General features: G+C 36.9%; 19 protein-coding genes. 7 read left to right on the top strand and 12 right to left on the bottom strand.

Annotation, left to right across the window (positions count from 1 at the left end; translation table 11 throughout):
- Nucleotides 1-225: 225 nt before the first annotated feature.
- The 3 genes from rdgC (at nucleotide 226) to OW492_RS06790 (ending at nucleotide 2349) form a co-directional block, all read left to right on the top strand.
- Nucleotides 226-1134, top strand: coding sequence for a recombination-associated protein RdgC (gene rdgC, locus OW492_RS06800; protein ID WP_290039179.1), 909 nt, complete (start codon nucleotides 226-228; stop codon nucleotides 1132-1134).
- 323 nt (nucleotides 1135-1457) lie between these two features.
- Nucleotides 1458-1874 carry a SulA-like leucine-rich domain-containing protein gene (locus OW492_RS06795; protein ID WP_290039178.1) on the top strand — a complete coding sequence of 139 codons (417 nt, stop codon included), beginning with the start codon at nucleotides 1458-1460 and terminating at the stop codon, nucleotides 1872-1874.
- Nucleotides 1875-2145: 271 nt separating this feature from the next.
- The gene (locus OW492_RS06790) at nucleotides 2146-2349 is read left to right on the top strand and encodes a YaeP family protein (RefSeq protein WP_290039177.1); all 204 of its coding nucleotides are present in this window, start codon (nucleotides 2146-2148) and stop codon (nucleotides 2347-2349) included.
- Between the two features lie 104 nt (nucleotides 2350-2453).
- Here the strand turns inward: OW492_RS06790 and serS are convergent, their stop codons facing one another.
- Genes serS through fadR form a run of 6 tightly spaced genes read right to left on the bottom strand, consistent with a single transcriptional unit; the run spans nucleotide 2454 to nucleotide 9424 of the window.
- Nucleotides 2454-3740: a serine--tRNA ligase gene (serS, locus tag OW492_RS06785; protein ID WP_290039176.1), complete on the bottom strand. Its 1287-nt coding sequence runs from the start codon at nucleotides 3738-3740 to the stop codon at nucleotides 2454-2456.
- 8 nt (nucleotides 3741-3748) lie between these two features.
- Nucleotides 3749-4135, bottom strand: coding sequence for a fluoride efflux transporter CrcB (gene crcB / locus OW492_RS06780; protein WP_113819150.1), 387 nt, complete (start codon nucleotides 4133-4135; stop codon nucleotides 3749-3751).
- 41 nt (nucleotides 4136-4176) lie between these two features.
- Nucleotides 4177-5505 (bottom strand): replication-associated recombination protein A, encoded by a 1329-nt coding sequence (locus OW492_RS06775; RefSeq protein ID WP_290039175.1) that lies wholly within the window; start codon nucleotides 5503-5505, stop codon nucleotides 4177-4179.
- A complete protein-coding gene (gene lolA, locus OW492_RS06770; protein WP_290039174.1) occupies nucleotides 5505-6119 on the bottom strand; it encodes an outer membrane lipoprotein chaperone LolA in 615 nt (204 codons plus the stop codon). Before lolA ends, OW492_RS06775 begins: the two co-directional genes overlap by 1 nt.
- Nucleotides 6120-6124: 5 nt before the next feature.
- A complete protein-coding gene (locus OW492_RS06765; RefSeq protein ID WP_290039173.1) occupies nucleotides 6125-8656 on the bottom strand; it encodes a DNA translocase FtsK 4TM domain-containing protein in 2532 nt (843 codons plus the stop codon).
- Nucleotides 8657-8713: 57 nt separating this feature from the next.
- Nucleotides 8714-9424 (bottom strand): fatty acid metabolism transcriptional regulator FadR, encoded by a 711-nt coding sequence (fadR, locus tag OW492_RS06760; protein WP_290039172.1) that lies wholly within the window; start codon nucleotides 9422-9424, stop codon nucleotides 8714-8716.
- 357 nt (nucleotides 9425-9781) lie between these two features.
- Here fadR and dsbB point away from each other — a divergent pair, with 357 nt between their 5' ends.
- Nucleotides 9782-10318, top strand: a complete 537-nt coding sequence (gene dsbB, locus OW492_RS06755; protein ID WP_290039171.1) for a disulfide bond formation protein DsbB — start codon at nucleotides 9782-9784, stop codon at nucleotides 10316-10318.
- 54 nt (nucleotides 10319-10372) lie between these two features.
- Here the strand turns inward: dsbB and OW492_RS06750 are convergent, their stop codons facing one another.
- From OW492_RS06750 to zipA, 3 genes are all read right to left on the bottom strand, one after another.
- A complete protein-coding gene (locus OW492_RS06750; protein WP_290039170.1) occupies nucleotides 10373-10633 on the bottom strand; it encodes a DUF5062 family protein in 261 nt (86 codons plus the stop codon).
- A 237-nt stretch (nucleotides 10634-10870) separates the two neighbouring features.
- Complete coding sequence (gene ligA, locus OW492_RS06745; RefSeq protein WP_290039169.1) at nucleotides 10871-12889, bottom strand: NAD-dependent DNA ligase LigA; 2019 nt, start codon at nucleotides 12887-12889, stop codon at nucleotides 10871-10873.
- Nucleotides 12890-12976: 87 nt separating this feature from the next.
- Nucleotides 12977-13855 carry a cell division protein ZipA gene (gene zipA / locus OW492_RS06740; RefSeq protein WP_290039168.1) on the bottom strand — a complete coding sequence of 293 codons (879 nt, stop codon included), beginning with the start codon at nucleotides 13853-13855 and terminating at the stop codon, nucleotides 12977-12979.
- Nucleotides 13856-14045: 190 nt separating this feature from the next.
- Here zipA and cysZ point away from each other — a divergent pair, with 190 nt between their 5' ends.
- Nucleotides 14046-14825 carry a sulfate transporter CysZ gene (gene cysZ / locus OW492_RS06735; RefSeq protein ID WP_290039167.1) on the top strand — a complete coding sequence of 260 codons (780 nt, stop codon included), beginning with the start codon at nucleotides 14046-14048 and terminating at the stop codon, nucleotides 14823-14825.
- A 154-nt stretch (nucleotides 14826-14979) separates the two neighbouring features.
- Here cysZ and sodB read toward each other — a convergent pair whose 3' ends face one another.
- Nucleotides 14980-15564, bottom strand: a complete 585-nt coding sequence (gene sodB, locus OW492_RS06730; RefSeq protein WP_113819160.1) for a superoxide dismutase [Fe] — start codon at nucleotides 15562-15564, stop codon at nucleotides 14980-14982.
- Between the two features lie 205 nt (nucleotides 15565-15769).
- Between sodB and grxD the strand changes: the two genes are divergently transcribed.
- Entirely contained in the window at nucleotides 15770-16102 is a 333-nt protein-coding gene (grxD, locus tag OW492_RS06725) for a Grx4 family monothiol glutaredoxin (RefSeq protein WP_290039166.1), read from the top strand.
- A 74-nt stretch (nucleotides 16103-16176) separates the two neighbouring features.
- On the opposite strand, the gene OW492_RS06720 is transcribed toward grxD, so the two are convergent.
- Entirely contained in the window at nucleotides 16177-16545 is a 369-nt protein-coding gene (locus OW492_RS06720) for a fibronectin type III domain-containing protein (protein WP_290039165.1), read from the bottom strand.
- 488 nt (nucleotides 16546-17033) lie between these two features.
- Nucleotides 17034-17645, bottom strand: coding sequence for a ribonuclease T (gene rnt, locus OW492_RS06715; RefSeq protein ID WP_290039164.1), 612 nt, complete (start codon nucleotides 17643-17645; stop codon nucleotides 17034-17036).
- 125 nt (nucleotides 17646-17770) lie between these two features.
- Here rnt and OW492_RS06710 point away from each other — a divergent pair, with 125 nt between their 5' ends.
- Complete coding sequence (locus OW492_RS06710) at nucleotides 17771-18646, top strand: OmpA family protein (protein WP_290039163.1); 876 nt, start codon at nucleotides 17771-17773, stop codon at nucleotides 18644-18646.
- Nucleotides 18647-18663: the final 17 nt, after the last annotated feature.

The raw sequence follows: 18663 nt of genomic DNA, 5'->3' as shown, positions 1-18663 counted from the left end.
CTGGCGCGAAGAGAAGCTAAGAGTAAGGTTTAATCATTTACCAAATAAAAAAGAACTTGTTGCACTAGTATAGGCATAAATAATATATAAAAACCAAATTAATATATCAAAATAGGTAATCAATAATGAAATATTTGTTACCTCATGAAAGCAAGTTTTGATGCTTGTTATAAAATCATTTACACTCGAGGGCTATTTAACCTCTTACATATTAAGGTGCATTTCATGTTTTTTAAAAACCTTCAAGTTTATCGTTTTACTCGTCCTATGGAACAAGACGACAGCGCACTAGAAAGAAACCTAGAGGAATTTAAATTTAAACCTTGTGGTAGCCAAGATATTTCAAAACTAGGCTGGGTTTTTCCAATGGGGAAAAATGGCAGCATGTTCACACACATTCACCAAAAACAAATTTTGATATGCCTTAAAAAAGAAGAAAAGATGTTGCCAGCCGGCGTCATTAAAGATCAATTGAATGAACGTGTTGAAGCTATTGAGTTAGAGCAAGGTCGAGCATTAAAGAAAAAAGAAAAAGATAGTTTGAAAGAAGACATTATTATGCAACTGCTGCCTCGCGCATTTAGTCGTACCTCTCAAACTTTCGCATGGATAGATAATGAAACCAACATGTTATATGTTGACTGTTCGAGTGCTCGTAAAGCAGAAGAACTTATTTCGCTACTACGTAAAACCTTAGGTAGTTTGCCAGTGGTTCCTGTTCAATTACAAAACCAAACGGATGTTGTAATGACCGATTGGTTAGTTGAAGGCAATATTCCTGCAAACTTCCAACTAGAAGATGAAGCAGAACTATGCTCAGCCTTGGAAGGCGGCGGTATTATTCGTTGTAAGCAACAGGATCTTCTGTCGGATGAGATTAAAAAACATTTAGACTCAGATAAGTTTGTTACTAAACTAGCATTAAATTGGGCTGATAGTATCTCCTTTGTGATTGGAGAAGAGTTTGCACTAAAACGCCTAAAATTCTCTGACGTATTGCAAGAACAAAATGAACACATCGAAGCAGATGATTATGCAGCACGTTTTGATGCAGACTTTATATTGATGACCGGAGAGATAAAACAACTTGTCCCTTCATTAGTGGAAATTTTCGGTGGCGAACAAAGCTTGTAAACAGTAAAAGCATTAATTTAATCCAATTAAACCTGCTCCTGAGCAGGTTTTTTTATATCTAATAACCCCACTAATTTGCGTGATTAATATACATACTTAAACGTAAATACTCTTCTAAAATACTAAAACCATCCAACCGTTTATTATTTTTAAACCAATTACTGACTATTCTGATCACTAAACACCTCGCCACCACAGTAAATTAGTCGAACATTTAATCAAAAAACACAAAAAATGAGCAATATAGACAAAATTTACTTGATCAATGCAAAAAATAAGAATACTGTTGTTACATACAGTGTTTATTTATACAGGTGAATCATATGCTATCTAGATTAATGACAACAACACAAGTTAACCCATTTTTATTACAGGATTATGAGCCAGCAACGGCAGTAAATACTGAGTTAGTGAATGTGCATTATCAAGAAAACAACTATCAAAAATTGTTGTCGCATATACAAGCAGGTGAAGATCAAGGCTGGATACTGTTTCTAGCTCCACCGGGGAAGCCAAACACACAATTCTTTCAAGCAGCAGGCATCGATAAAAGTCGTGTGTTGATGATTGATTCAAGTAAAGTAAATGATCAATTAACGCTGTTATCGGCGCTATTAAAAAGTAACAATTATTGCACTGTAGTAACTTGGGTTAATGAGTTGTCTACACAAGCTCGTTCGATCATCGAAACAGATGCACAACAAACCAACACAAGTTGCTTTATCTACTGTAATCAATAAACAATGTTATAAATTAAAAACTTTATTACTAACAGACATTGCAAAGTTATGTGCATACTTAGTCGACATGAAGTATTAACAACAAGTTAACAATGGTAAAAAGTCATTTAATGTAGCTAAACTTGACCCAGGTCATTTGCTACTAAGTTGCCTTGTTTATACTCGCTTTATAGGCTGTTTTATTCGTGTAAGTTTTGTAAAAAACAGCAAATTAATTACACTAGAAGACTGAATCAAAATTTAGCTAAATGTGTTGTAATAAGGATCTACTATGTTCAAATATAGCGAAAAAACTAAAAATCTCATTAACCTTATTGGTAGTGGCGATACAGCTTATGTGCCTAAAGCAATTTCTTGTGCGGTTAATACATTGGATGAAATTGCGCAGGATACAAATTTACCAGAAAAAGTAAGAGAATCGGCTGCATTTGCAGCAGCAAACTTAGTATTGAGTGATTATAACGATGATGATTAGCGAGTAACTGAGAAAAGCTGATCTTTATAAATAAAAAAACACTGAAAAAAAAGGAGCATTACGCTCCTTTTTTCATGAATTAATACCTTTAGCTTTAGACTAATTTAACCAATATGTGTTAAACCGCCCATATAGCTTTGCAGTACAGCAGGGACTTCGATACGACCATCTGCACATTGATAGTTTTCTAAAATAGCCACTAATGTACGACCTACAGCTAAACCAGATCCGTTTAATGTATGTAACAATTCAGGCTTTTTCGCACCAGAACGACGAAATCTTGCTTGTAAACGACGTGCTTGGAAATCACCCACGTTAGAACATGAAGAAATTTCTCGGTAAGTATCTTGAGCAGGTAACCAGACTTCTAAATCGTAAGTCTTAGTCGCACTGAACCCCATATCACCAGTACACAATACTACTTTACGGTAAGGTAACTCTAAGTTTTTCAACACTTGCTCTGCGTGACCTGTTAACTCTTCTAATGCTTCAAAGCTTTTGTCAGGGTGAACAAGTTGCACCATTTCAACTTTATCAAATTGATGCTGACGGATCAGGCCGCGCGTATCACGTCCATAAGATCCAGCTTCGCTTCGAAAACAAGGAGTATGTGCGGTCATTTTAATTGGTAGATCTGATTCATCGTAAATCACATCTCGGCTCATATTTGTTAATGGCACTTCAGCCGTTGGAATCAACGACATACCAATACCCTCTTCCGTTGCTGGATTAGTATTAAATAGATCATCACCAAATTTTGGTAACTGGCCAGTACCGTATAAGCTATCTGCATTGACTAAATAAGGAACATACATTTCAGTATAACCATGATCATTAGTGTGCAGATTAAGCATGTATTGTGCTAGTGAACGATGTAATTTTGCAATTTGTCCTTGCATCACAATAAAGCGAGAGCCAGAAATTTTAACTGCTGATTTAAAGTCTAAACCGCCCAAAGCTTCACCTAGCTCAACATGATCCTTCACTGCAAAGTCATATTGCTTAGGTGTTCCCCACGTTAATACTTCAACATTCTCACTTTCATCTTTACCGATAGGTGCCGATTCATGTGGCAAGTTAGGGACACGGTCAGAAATCGTTTTGATTTGCTCACTAACCACAGCAAACTCTTCTTTTGCTTTTTCTAACGCATCACTTAATTCATTCATTGCTTCACGTAATGGCTTGATATCTTCACCACGTTTTGCCGCTTGACCAATATCTTTAGAGCGAGTGTTACGCTCAGATTGCAAGTTTTCAGTGCTGATTTGTAACGACTTTCTCTTTTCTTCTAACTCACTGAGTAAATTAACATCTAAATCAAAACCGCGTTTTTTTAATAACTCTGCAGTTTGCTCAATATCATTACGTAGAAACTTTGCGTCTAACATCTTATTCCCTAACTTTTCAAAACTAATAAAGTACCTAGGTATGCTGCCAATAAACATACCATCACATTTAACACCACATTCAACATCGCCTTCAATAACTCACCCTGCTGGATTAACAACAGGCTATCCATGGAAAATGAAGAAAATGTGGTTAATGCACCTAAAAAACCTACACCAATTAATGGCCACCAAGGTGAAGAGGAGATTGTTTCTTGTTGAACTAACTGATAAATACAGCCCATTATCAGCGAGCCAATCACATTGACTGTAAGTGTAGCAAAAGGAAAACCTTTTCCAAAGAGACTAACCATACCAATACCAATTAAATAACGGAAAGTTGCCCCAAATGCCCCGCCAAAAGCAACAAAAGCAATATTCACCATAAGATTGTTCATTTTACATCCTTAAACACAAACCATTGATAACTGAGTATGGATTAATAGCGTTTTTTATCACTTTGTTGATCACTATTCTTTAAATAGCGTAGTTTTTCTGCAATTTTACTTTCTAAGCCACGCTCTACTGGATGATAAAACTCCATTCCAGCTAATGCTTCAGGTAAATACACTTCTCCAGCAGCAAAAGCACCAGGTTCATCGTGCGCATAACGATAACCTTCACCATAGTTTAATGATTTCATTAACTCTGTTGGTGCGTTACGTAAATGGACTGGCACGTCTAAATCAGGATAAGCCTCTACTGCTTGCTTAGCCTGTGCGAAGGCCGTATAAACTGCATTACTTTTAGCTGCACAGGCACAATAAACCGCAGCTTGTGCAATTGCTCGTTCACCTTCTTTAGGCCCAATTCGAGTGAAACAGTCCCAAGCAGACATAGCTACTTGCATCGCTCTTGGATCCGCATTACCAATATCTTCAGAAGCAATGGCCAATAAACGTCTCGCCACATATAAAGGGTCACAACCACCAGCAAGCATTCGTGCATACCAATATAAAGCTGCATTTGGATCTGAACCACGAACAGACTTATGAAAAGCAGAAATCAAATCATAAAAAAGATCGCCTTGTTTATCAAAGCTAACACCTTCTCGCCCTGCTATTTCCATTAATAAAGATACATCAATAACTAGTTTGTTATTATGTTGTTCGCCCATGTCACTTAATAATTCTAGATAATTTAATGCCTTTCGTGCATCCCCTTGTACTAGCTGAGCTAGCTTATCTAATACGCCTTCAGCAAATTCAATATTCTGTTCTGCTAAACCAATTGATGATTGACATGCTTGCATAATCACTTCGACTATTTCAGCTTCTGTTAGCTTTTTTAATAGATAAACACGAGCACGAGAAAGTAATGCGTTATTCAGTTCAAATGAAGGGTTTTCAGTAGTAGCACCAATAAATAAAAAGGTACCATCTTCAATATAAGGGAGGAAAGCATCTTGCTGGCTTTTATTAAAACGATGTACTTCATCGACAAATAATAAAGTACGGCGGCCTGCAACTTGGTTTTGTTTGGCAATATCAATAGCTGCACGAATCTCTTTAATACCCGAAGTAACCGCAGATAATCTTTCCACATGTGCATCGCAATATTCTGCAATCAGTTCTGCAAGTGTTGTTTTACCTGTTCCTGGTGGCCCCCATAAAATCATAGAATGCGCGTAACCCGCTTCTAATGCTTTACGTAGTGGTTTATCTTTTGCAACAAGGTGAGATTGACCAATATATTGGTCAAAGTTTTTAGGCCGCATGCGGGCGGCCAAGGGCTGAAATTGATTTTCGAAGGAGAACAGATCTTGCATTAGCGTTGGTCGTCTATCTCAATACCTGCAGGGATATCGAACTCAAAAAAATCATCAGCAAGGTTAGTTGCAGTTTTATTATTGCTTAATGTAAAAGTACTGGTTTGGCCCTGCGTTTCTTTTACGCTAAATTGGCTAATATTATCTGCTTTATCAAATATAAACGTAAACTGATTCGCATTTACTTTATTCTGATTATTAGTCACAACAAATGTGTTATTTACTTTTTTAACATCGAAGTTTTGCCATTCAGATGTATCTGCACCTGATAATAAAGCAAACGGCGTACCTGCAATCGCATCAGAAAAGTTCATAATAGTCACTTGTTCAATAAATGGACTGTATAACCACATATCAATGCCATTAGAGACTATCAACTCTTCATCTGGTGATGTTACCTGCCAATGAAAATTACCTGGGCGCGCAATGGTTAATTTACCTACACTCTGTTGAATTAAATCACCTTGAGCACTAATCACCTGCTGTGAAAAGTCGGCTTGCATGGTGCTCACTTTAGCTAATTTTTGTTGTAATAATTCACTGTCAGTGTCCGCATGTGCAGCAGACAAGGTACAAAACAATAGAGTCAATGCGATAATTAATTTGTTTTTCATTTTTTTTAATCCTTAACAGGTGGTGGAGCTAATACATCACGATTACTATTAGCACCAGAAGGTGCACTAATCACACCTTGAGCTTGTAATTGGTCAACTAAACGCGCAGAACGGTTGTAACCGATGCGGAATTTACGTTGAATACTAGAGATAGAAACTTTTCTGGTTTCAGTAATAAAAGCAACCACTTCATCAAACAATGGATCGATTTCCTCTTCACCTTCAGCTTGTTCTCCAGGCAACAGCATATCAAGGTCTGCATCGCCAGCTAAAATCTCTTGAATATAATTTGGTTGGCCACGTTTTTTCCAATCCGCAACCACTTTATGTACTTCATGATCATCGACAAATGCACCATGTACACGAGTCGGCATACCTGAACCTGGTGGCATGTACAACATATCACCATGGCCTAATAGTGTTTCCGCACCTTGTTGACCAAGAATAGTACGGGAGTCAATTTTACTCGATACCTGGAAAGCAATACGTGTTGGAATATTTGCTTTAATCAAACCAGTAATAACATCGACAGATGGTCGTTGTGTAGCAAGGATAAGGTGAATACCTGCAGCACGTGCTTTTTGTGCGATACGTGTAATTAACTCCTCACACTTTTTACCTACAATCATCATCATGTCAGCAAACTCATCGACCACAACTACGATCGTCGGTAGCTTTTCTAACTCCGGTGCACTTTCAGCCATGCTATCGCCTGGCTTCCACAACGGATCATAGATAGGCTCGCCAGCCGCTTTGGCTTTTTTAATCGCTGAGTTGTAACCCGCTAAGTTTCGGACACCGATTTCAGCTAATAGTTTATAACGACGTTCCATCTCACCAACACACCAGCGTAAAGCGTTGGCTGCATCTTTCATGTCGGTTACGACTTCGGTAAGTAGATGAGGGATGCCTTCGTAAACATTTAACTCCAACATTTTAGGGTCGATTAAGATCATGCGTAAATCTTCAGGAGAAGATTTATACAATAAACTCACTAGCATACAGTTCACACCAACAGATTTACCTGAACCGGTTGTACCCGCCACTAATAAATGTGGCATTTTTGCTAAATCAACGACCACAGGAGAACCTGAAATATCAGCCCCCAGGACCATGGTTAACGCAGATTTATTTTCATGGAATTTTGTACAGTCCAGTACTTCCGAGATATACACTATCTCACGATGTCGGTTTGGTAGCTCCAATGCAATTACTGATTTGCCTGGGATTTGGTCAACAACACGTACGCTCATTGCAGATAAAGCACGTGCTAAATCCTTTTCTAAGCTGCTAACTGTACTTACTTTCATCCCCGGCGCTAAATCTAATTCGAAACGAGTAATAACAGGCCCAGGTAAAACGTTAACCACATCAGCTTTTATTTTAAATTCAAGTAGTTTTGATTCAACTAAACGAGCAGCATTGTCCAACTCTTGTTGAGACACTGGATTTTCTTTTTTGTCAGGTCTATCCAACAGGTCAATGCTAGGGAGAGGTGCGATATTTGTTTCAGCGACAAACCTTTCTGCAGGTCGAGCATGCTCTGGTAAGTGTGAAAAGTCCGTTTTCGCCTGTTTCTTTGCAACCACAGGCACTTCTTCAACTTCAACCTTTTTCTCATTAGGTTCAGCTTGCCATTCGATATTATCAATATTCAATTCAGGTAATTGATCTTCTTGTTGATCAATGAAGTTTGTACCAAGGAATGCATCATCAGCTTGACTCTCTTGATCAAATGAATGGCTGAAATCGATCACCTCATCTTGCTCATCAAGTTCAGTTTCTGATTCTTTCTCAGCTATTTTAGCCAACCTTTTGTTTTCTTTTTCTGCTTGTTTTTGCTGTTTCTTCTCTAACTTATCTTGTAAAGTTTGCTGTTTTTCAAATAATCGTTGGTCTTCACCTTCCGCACGCTTTTCTTTCATTTCATTCAACATAGCAGGTAAGTTACCTAACCAAGCAATAAAATTAAGTGTGTACTCACCTATGCCGTCGATTAAACGTATCCAAGAAAACCCAAATAAAAGAGTGGTACCAGAGATTAAAAAAGTTAATAAAATGAGGTTAACGGCCACTAAGCTAAAAAAGCCCAACATGCTCTGAGCTAAAATATCTCCAACTAAACCACCCGATGGATAGTAAAAATAGTCACTCACATTCAATGCTATTAATGCGCTTAAACTAAAGAAAGTAAAAATAAAACCAACAATTCGCAGACTTAAGTTTAAAAAATCAACGTCTAATGTAAAAGAAGGCTTCCATAAAATAGCCCAAGTAAAGGAAACAATAATGACGGGGATTAAATAGGCCATGAAACCAAACCCAAAAAACAGAATATCGGCAATCCAAGCGCCTACTCGGCCGCCTGAGTTTTGAATTTCTGCCACCCACTGTTGTTGAGACCAGCTTGGATCGACAGGCGAAAACGTGAATAGGGATAAAGTGATAAAAATGGCAACGAAGGCACTAATGATAATGCCCACTTCCAGTAGTTTTTGCACCCCAGACAGGTGATTTAATAATTTGCTATTTGACAAGAAAATAACCCTAAATATAAAAATTGCCCTGAGGCATGATAAAAAATAATAATACGATTAATCTAAAAAATCATCCGGAAGTTGATCGCGTAAACGTAGCCATATTTTGCCACTTGCAAAAGCTGTTTCTCGCACTATTTGCATGATTTGTTGGCCGTTCCCTTCTTCAAAAACTCTTTTAATATCGGCATAAAATGATAATGCAATTAGCTTCGCTTCAGTGTTCGAAAAATAGAACATACCAACCTTACGGTAAAGATCCTGTAAACCATTAAGAATCAGTACATAAATCATATTATTCGATGATACTGCTACGTGATGATAAAAACGGTAATCGAATTCAGTGAATGCTTCGCTGCTAGCATCAACCGCTGGCACGTCTTTTAAAAATTCGATAATACTTTTACTATTATGTTTTGCAGCCATGCGTAAGATGATAGTACTGATATTGGTTCGTACTGACATTAGTTGGTCAATAAAATCGCCGCGACGTTCCTTATCTAAACGAGTAATTGTACTTAATACGTTTAAACCAGAGGTTTCCCAGAAATCATTTACCTTGGTCGCCTTGCCGTGACGAATGGTTATCCACCCTTCTTTGGATAATCGTTGTAACACTTCACGTAAAGTGGTTCTAGTTACGCCAATTTTATCTGCCAACAACCGTTCAGCCGGTAACTCAGAATGGATCGGTATACTGCCATTCCAAATGGATTCTATTAGATATTGCTCTGCTACGTCGGCAGGCCCTTTAACTTTCATTATCATTGTTATTTTTATTTTCCAATATAATATGACGGCATCTTAACATATTCATTTGACTCTATGATGACTGTTTGAAAAAACAGTAGCATTAACTGACTTTAATTCGAGAAAAATATGAGGGTACACCATGGTTAGTACCATTTACATGCATATTAGTTCATCTATTATAGAGATATAATAGATTGATTTTAAATGAAATTAACTTTGCATTAAACCGACTTCAGATAACGAATTAAATGCTGTTTAAGATAAGAGCTGAATTACATTATCTAAATTTAACCTCAACGTCTTCTGTTTATGTTGAATTTTTATGAAATACAAGGTTATATACGTCCTGAAATATTCTATTAGGAGAATCCCTTGATTTCAAACCCTTCTCAAAGCAAGCTTAAATACCTTTCTCAGCAACGATGGCCTTGGCTATTATTAGCTGCAAGCGCACTAATAATGGAGCTAACCGCTTTATTTTTTCAACATGTGATGCACCTAGAGCCCTGTGTAATGTGTATTTATGAGCGCCTCACTATGTTGGCCATTGTCGCAGCCGGTTTATTAGGTGCAGTCGCACCACACAATGTCATTATCCGATTGAGTGCGTTTGCCGTATGGGCATTGGGTTCTGTATGGGGATTATTACTCGCAATAGAGCATACCGATTACCAAATGAATCCATCGCCTTTTGCAACCTGTGATTTTTATCCGAACTTTCCAGAGTGGTTGCCATTACATGAAATGTTCCCATGGTTATTCAACCCAACGGGTTACTGTTCTGATATCGTGTGGACTTTCCTAGACTATTCAATGCCACAATGGTTGATTGTTAGCTTTGCAATTTACTTAATAATATTTGTGGTGGTTGCGGTAACAGCTATGCTACCAAGTAAAAAAGCTGCATAAAATAGTCAGTAATAACTGAATAGATGCTTTGTCTATTCAGTTATTTATTGAAAATTATTTAAGTAAGGAATGGTCTGCTGGTAAGTTCTTCATGATCCAAGTAACTAACTTATGGCGGATATTTGCGGTATTTTCATCATCCACATTAAGTGGGTTGATCAACTTATCTTGTACTAATAAACGATAGATACATTCTTGTTTATCTTTTGCTGAAGTTGTACTGTCAATTCCAACATAACCTCGTTTTAAAGCATAGGCTGTCCCCAACTTTGTTGCATGCTGTAGTAATTGAGATTCATTTTTAATTTTTTTCATTAACTCACCTTATCTATCTTCACCAACATTGATATGTCGATCATTTTAAACTCAATCCTAGTTAATGGAAGCGATACGTACCCTAAAATCAGATAGTTAAATGATTTATTAGGCAATACAGCTAATTATACGTAGTTCAACGAAAATTATTGAAGCAATAATTGGTTATTGAAATAATTTAACGCATTAATCCGTGTAAATAGCTGTGTTGGCTCGCTTTTTTATCCGGTATTGAGGTTATTTACCTAATAAATCTAATACTGCTTGTTCATCTAAAATTTCAATGCCCAATTCAGTAGCCTTACTTAATTTTGACCCTGCAGCTTCACCTGCAACTAATGTATTCGTTTTTTTAGATACACTGCCTGCGACTTTAGCCCCTAAAGCCTGCAGAGCAGCTTTAATATCATTGCGAGACATTGCTGTAAAACTCCCTGTTATAACAAAGGTTTTATCTAATAACGGAAGATCGCTTTCATCTTTTACCTCGATTGCCGGCCAATGTATACCAGCATCAATAAGTTGCGTGATCACTTCCAAATTGTGATCTTGGCGTAAAAAGTAATAGAGATGTTTAGCAACAATTTCACCGACATCGCTGACACTTTTAAATGATTCAATACCCGCTGCTTTAATTGCTTCTAATGTTTTAAAGTGTTGAGCTAGGTTGGCTGCGGTTGCTTCACCGACTTCACGTATACCTAAAGAATATAAGAAGCGTGCTAAGGTAGTTTTTTTACTTACTTGCAAGCTATTCACTAACTTTTTAGCTGACGTTTCCCCCATTCTTGGCAAACTCGCGACTTGTTGTACTGTTAATGAGAACAATTGTGCCGGATCTTTGATCATCTTATGATCAACTAATAAATCTACCAACTTATCACCTAAGCCATCAATATCTAATGCCTTACGTGAAGCAAAATGTTTAATTGCTTGCTTACGCTGCGCTTCACAATACAAGCCACCAGTACAACGTGTGACAGCTTCCCCTTCGATACGCTCGACATCACTATCACATACAGGACAAGTCTCAGGGAAAACAATAGTACGTGTTTTTTCTGTATCACGTTGCTCTATAACAACCCGTGCAACCTGCGGAATAACATCGCCTGCACGGCGCACAACAACCACATCACCAATCAAGATACCTAAACGTTCAATTTCATCTTTATTGTGTAAGGTTGCATTAGACACCGTCACACCACCGACAAAAACTGGTTTTAGCTTAGCAACAGGCGTGATAGCTCCCGTTCTGCCAACTTGAAATTCAACGTTATCAACGACTGTTACCGCTTCTTCCGCCGGGAATTTATAAGCTGTTGCCCAACGTGGCGCACGTGCAACAAAGCCCATTTTTTGTTGTAATTTAATGTCATCAACTTTATATACAACACCATCGATTTCATAGCCTAATGACGGCCTTTTTTCGGCAATATTATCGTAAAATTGATGACAAGCTTGTTCGCCGACAACACGTTTCACTTCACTGGAAACAGGTAAGCCCCACTGTTTTAGCTGCTGGATACGATCATATTGACTATCCGGTAAATCACCTTCAAAAATCCCTACTGAATAACAATAAAATGCTAATGGTCGCGCTGCTGCAATTTTTGAATCTAGTTGACGTAAACTGCCAGCGGCAGCATTACGAGGGTTAACAAAAGCTTTTTCACCTGCATCGATTAATCTTTTATTAAGCTTTTCAAAGCCTGCTTTTAGCATGAACACTTCACCACGTACTTCTAAACGAGCAGGGACATTCTCTCCACGTAATCTGAGGGGCAAATTGCCAATCGTTTTAACATTTTCAGTTACATTCTCACCTGTTAAACCATCACCTCGTGTTGCAGCTTGAACGAGTACACCGTTTTCATAAATGATACTGGCAGCTAATCCATCTAACTTAGGCTCAATACAAAAGGCGGTCTCAGTTAAACTGGACTTATCCATAACACGTTGCATGAAGTCATTGAGTGAATCACTATCAAATACATTATCTAAGCTCAGCATAGGTAATTGATGTGTTACTTGCTCGAACTTAGACAGTGCAGTCCCCCCTACTTTTTGAGTGGGTGAATTAGCAGATAACAAGTTGGGATATTCTGTCTCTAGTTGCTTTAGCTCATGAAACACACGATCATACTCAGCATCTGGAACAGATGGCGCATCTTGCACATAATATTGATAGTTGTACTCTTCTAGTAAGGCACTTAATTCTTTTACTTTTTGTTCTGCAACTTGCATCTTATTACTCATGGATCTTTGCTCTTTTCTAATTTTACTAATAAAAAAACCTCGTAAAACGAGGCTTTCTTAGGAGAGGTGTCCCGCTAATATCAGCGCTTACGCGTATTTCTCTAACCGTGTACGATACTCAATAAACTGCTCAGCAGTGAACTTCTCACGTTTCTCATTTAATACTTCACAATCAAACTCTTCTGCGACTTGCTCTACCGCTCTCAGCATCATATCAAAAGATTTGTTAACGCTGATATTTTTGTTAGGCGCAGTGAAAAAGAATGAAATACCTGGAGAGTTAAACTGCTCCATACAATCAACATCAAAAGTACCCGGTGCCATCATATTAGCAATGCTAAACAAAATTTCGCCAGTACCATCAGAGTGTTCATGTCGATGGAATATATTCATTTCTCCGTAACGAAAACCTGATGTTAAGAAAAATTGTAATAACTCATGTCCACCTAAGCGTTCGCCATTTTTCGCGGCAACATTAAAAATAAACAAGTCAGTTTCATCAGCAACTGGTTCAACTTTTTTAGTTTCAACATTGACAGTTTGCGGATCATCTAGTGAATCGATCATATCGATGTGTTCTTGGATAGGTAAGTCATCCAAAGTTGAAAGTACAACACGTTCACTTTCGGCTTCTATCGGTGTAGGCTTAACTGAACTAATCGACTCATCTTGTTGTTCAACATTAAAATGATAAGCATCAGACTCATCACCATGATGATTACCATGGCTACTAAAAGCTACGGAATCAAAATCTCTATTTAACTTGCTGGTTGCTGACGTTTTGACCTGAATAGGCTCTTCTTCACCAGCTTCTTCACGCGCTAATGCTTCTAACTCATCTAATTGAGCTTGTTGTTCTGCTTTTAACGCTTGTTTATTTTTTCTATTTAATAAAAAACCGTGAATTAATACGCCGGCAATAGCCAAAATACCAATAACGATAAGAATAGATTGAAAGTGCTGCATTATTGATTCTCTTGATTCATTATAGATAACTTTATGACTGTTAAATTACCCTGTATCGTACTGCACGTCTATCGTTTGCCCCTAATTTTTTACAAAACTTAGGTACAATTGATAAAAGAATCGATTTATTAGCTGATATTTACTCACTACAAGGTAATATTATCAGAAATATCAATGACAAGGCTTCACTATGAACAACAATACTATAATTGCTCAACCCCTGACAGGTTTAGGATATTTATTTAAAGGAGTGCAACTTCTTAGACACCCTCAACTAAGAGTTTTTGTATTAGTCCCCTTGCTGATCAATGTACTGATCTTTGCTAGCGCATTCTGGTTTTTATTCACCAGTATTACTGACTGGATAGAAACTTATATGCAAGAATTACCCACCTTTTTGAGTTGGTTATCTTATGTACTATGGCCAATAATTATTTTTTCTATTTTATTCTCGTTTTCTTTTATTTTTTCAACCATCGCCAATTTAATTGCAGCACCTTTTAATGGTTTACTGGCTGAGAAAACAGAAATTTTACTGACTAAATCAGCAATTAATGATGATGGTTGGCAAGATCTTTTAAAAGACTTACCAAGAATACTAAAGCGTGAATGTCAGAAATGGGTGTACTTTTTACCAAGAATGTTAGGTTGTTTTATTTTATTTTTTATACCAGTGATAGGACAAACTATTGCACCAATCGTGTGGTTAGTTTTTGCAGGATGGATGATGGCAATTCAATATGCCGATTACCCCTTTGATAATCACAAAGTACCCTTTGCAGTTATGCGTAAAACGTTAGGAGAGCGCTTCGGCAAAAATATTACCTTTGGCATGATCATTAGTTTTTGTACCACTATTCCGCTATTAAACTTTATTATTATGCCCATTGCAGTTTGTGGAGCGACTGCAGCTTGGGTGGATATATACAAACATCAGGTGCTCTCTAACCCATTAAATCGTATTGAATAAGTAATTATCCGGTCTCAGCAGCAACCTAACTAGCCTCGTTAGTTTAGTAGTAATGTCTTGTTTCTAGGCTTTTAAAACTAAAAAAACCTAGCTTGAATAACAAGCTAGGTTTTAATATCAATATCATCGCACTAATGATATTTTATTACATAGATTATGCAGCGAAGTTTTTCGCAACAAATTCCCAGTTAACTAGAGCCCAGAAACCGTTTAGGTAGTTAGGGCGCACGTTACGGTAATCGATGTAGTATGCATGTTCCCATAAATCAACAGTTAGAAGCGGTGTTGTGCCTTCTTCAGTTAGTGGCGTTGCTGCATTTGAAGTGTTAACGATTTCTAAAGAACCGTCAGCTTTTTTAACTAACCAAGTCCATGAAGAACCAAAGTTGTTAACAGCTTTGTCGTTTAATTGAGCTTGGAACTCAGCAAAAGAACCGAATTTAGCATCGATTGCAGCAGCTAATTCACCAGTAGGTTCGCCACCAGCATTAGGTGCTAAACAGTTCCAGTAGAAAGTGTGGTTCCAGATTTGTGCAGCATTGTTGAAAACACCACCTTCAGAAGTTTTAATGATTTCTTCTAAAGATTTTTCAGCAAGATCAGTACCTTCAACTAAACCATTTAGTTTAGCTACGTAAGTTGCATGGTGTTTACCATGGTGAAATTCTAAAGTTTCAGCTGAAATATGTGGTTCTAATGCATCTTTTGCGTAAGGTAATGCTGGTAATTCAAAAGCCATTTTAAATTCTCCTAATAAAGGCTGAGGGGGGATTAATTTAGTTGACCTAGTTATACTTTCTTTAGTAATAAAAAGCCACCACAAAAATTGACCTAGATCATTTTATATCTATGATAGAATGATCGCAAATTCATGGATAGATTGCACGTATACACCTGTTATAATGTGCAATTAATGACAATATTCTATCGTTAGAGGAAAAATAATGGAAACATTAGATAAAATCAAAGAACAATTAAGCGAAAACACTATCCTATTATACATGAAAGGTTCGCCTAAATTACCAAGCTGTGGTTTTTCATCACAAGCATCTCAAGCATTAATGCAATGTGGTCAACCTTTTGCGTATGTTGATATCCTACAAAATCCAGATATCCGTGCTGAATTACCAAAATATGCTAACTGGCCAACGTTCCCACAATTATGGGTGGAAGGTGAGCTAGTAGGTGGTTGTGACATCATTTTGGAAATGTTCCAACAAGGTGAGTTACAAGAATTAATTACTGCTGCAGCTGCAAAAGCACAACCAGCAGAATAAAGTTACTTGTATAATAAAAAGGCGCCCACTTTCACAAGTGTGCGCCTTTTTTCATTTTAAATGAAATAATTAAGTTATATGTCTTCGATACAACTAACATCTGAGTATGCAATACCATTTTCATTATAAGCACCAATGCGATAACAATAAGTACTATCAGCTTCGACATTATTATCAACGTAACTGGTTTCATTGACATCCACCGATGTCACGACAATAAAATCATCTTCACCATCCAAACTACGTTCGATCAAAAAGCCATCTTCATTATCAGCCAAATCATCCCAGCTAATTTCCAATGATGCGGTTTCAACTGCTTCCTGCTCTTCATCAATAGTAGTACTAACTAATTCTTCAAATGACTCTTCAACAGTTACGTCTATTTCCTCTGCTATTTCAGAGCTTCCTTCCCCACCACATGCTGTGAGTGAAAGAAAAGCCATTAAAACAATCAGCTTATTGTATTTACCTTTTATCATCTTTTACACAATCCCCTTTCTAACCCATTTTGCTATTTATAATAAATAGACTATTTAACAATATGTTATATAGCAGACATGATTTCACACTGATTAATACAATAATTAAAAAATGTGTTAGTCAAATTGATTTACTCAACATCTACCAATGCGTTATTCCAATAAAAACATGGCAACCCAGTTTTTATACCTACCCCACAAACTACCCAATAAAGAGTAGACACTAAAAATAAAAAAGCCATTAATATTTTCCAATATTAATGGCTTTTTTATGACAGAAAGGGTCATGAGTAGTTCAGACAACAACTATCAAATTATATATTTTTTATACAACCAGAGCTTAAAAAACAATCTAAACTAAGCTTAAAATGAATATAAAGATCTGTTCTATTTAACAATATGTATTATTTAAAACATTAAATAAAAACTAATTAAATAAACATTTATTTTATTTAATTCCAACCGCCTAATGCTTTGTAACGATTAACCATGTAATAAAATAGTTCAGCAGTCACTTCTGTATCATATAAAGCAGAATGTGCTTCATTATTGTCATAATCAACTCCCGCTTTTTCACAGGCTTTAGCCAATACAGTTTGTCCTAAAGTCAATCCGGCCATACTCGCTGTATCAAAAGCAGCAAAAGGATGAAAAGGAACACGCTTTAATTTGCAACGCTCCGTTGCTTTGTTAATAAAGCCTTGATCAAAAGAGGCATTGTGAGCCACTAAAATAGCTCTATTACATTCATTCTGTTTTTGATATTTACGTACTTTTTTAAAAATTTCAGTCAGTGCTTCACGTTCATCAACAGCGCCGCGTAAAGGGTTAAAAGGATCAATACCAGTGAAGCTCAATGCTTTAGGGTCTAACTCAGCACCTTCAAATGGCATCACATGAAAATGCATTTTATCAACACTGGTTAAATAACCTTGTTCATCCATTTCAGGGAAAATAGCTGCAATTTCGAGCATCGCATGCACATTGGAATCTAAACCTGATGTTTCAATATCAATAATAACTGGGTAAAACCCTCGGAACCGTTCTGCTAATTTATTATCCATTTCATCTCACTGTTAAAATAAAGTCCAAATATTATGCCAGAAAGTAAAAAAAACCGCATAAATTTACTAAAGATATTCTGTCATCTGTCGATATAAACAACAGAGATCAAATACATCGAGCGATTATGAAAAAAATAATACCTTTAATATTCATTATGACCACTATGCCAGTGTACTCTGCAAGTAAGCAGTATCATGCAGGACTAGATAACTCTAATTGGTATTTAAGTAGCTCATCACCAATACAATGTACACTTGAGCACCCAATTCCTAGATATGGTCAAGCCAATTTTGTTGCTAAAGCTAGTAAGAAAATTAATTTAGATTTTCGCCTAGAAAGTAAAAGAGCAATGCCAAGTACTGAGGTTGTACAGTTGAAGTCTGTACCGCCAGAATGGCACCCTGGCGCGGCACCAGAATTAATCGATACAGTCACCTTCCATCAACAATTTGATGGCTATGTTACTAAGCAAAGTGCATGGCGCATGCTAAGTGAATTAGAGCGAGGTCAAGTGCCTACTTTTTACTTTCATGACTGGTACAACAATCAACAATTAATTAGCGTAGGGTTATCATCAATCAATTTTAATAAAACCTATGATGCCTTTAATGACTGTATATCACAGTTACTGCCTTATAACTTTGATGATATTTCTTATAGTATCCTACGTTACAAAAAAGACGGTTCGTTATTAACGCAATTTTCTAAAAAGCGTCTAAAAATGATTGGAGACTATATAAAACATGATAAATCGATCAACGTCATTCTTGTCTCTGGTTATACCGATGGATATGGCGCAATTAACAATAACCAAGTTTTATCTGAAAAAAGAGCAAATTCAGTGAAAAGTTACTTAGCAAAACTTGGCTTTAATAATGACAATATAAAAGTATCTGGTTACGGTGAAAGGCATCATGTTGCTGATAATAGAGATATTTTAGGACGCCAAGAAAACAGACGTGTCATTATCTCTATCGAGAAGGAAGAAGAAGAAATTTAATTTAGTTATCAGAATTA

Origin of the sequence: Psychromonas sp. 14N.309.X.WAT.B.A12 (assembly GCF_030397575.1) — a bacterium.
GTDB lineage: Bacteria > Pseudomonadota > Gammaproteobacteria > Enterobacterales > Psychromonadaceae > Psychromonas.
Note: the sequence above shows the minus strand (reverse complement) of the source record. Positions and strands in the feature narration are given on the sequence as shown.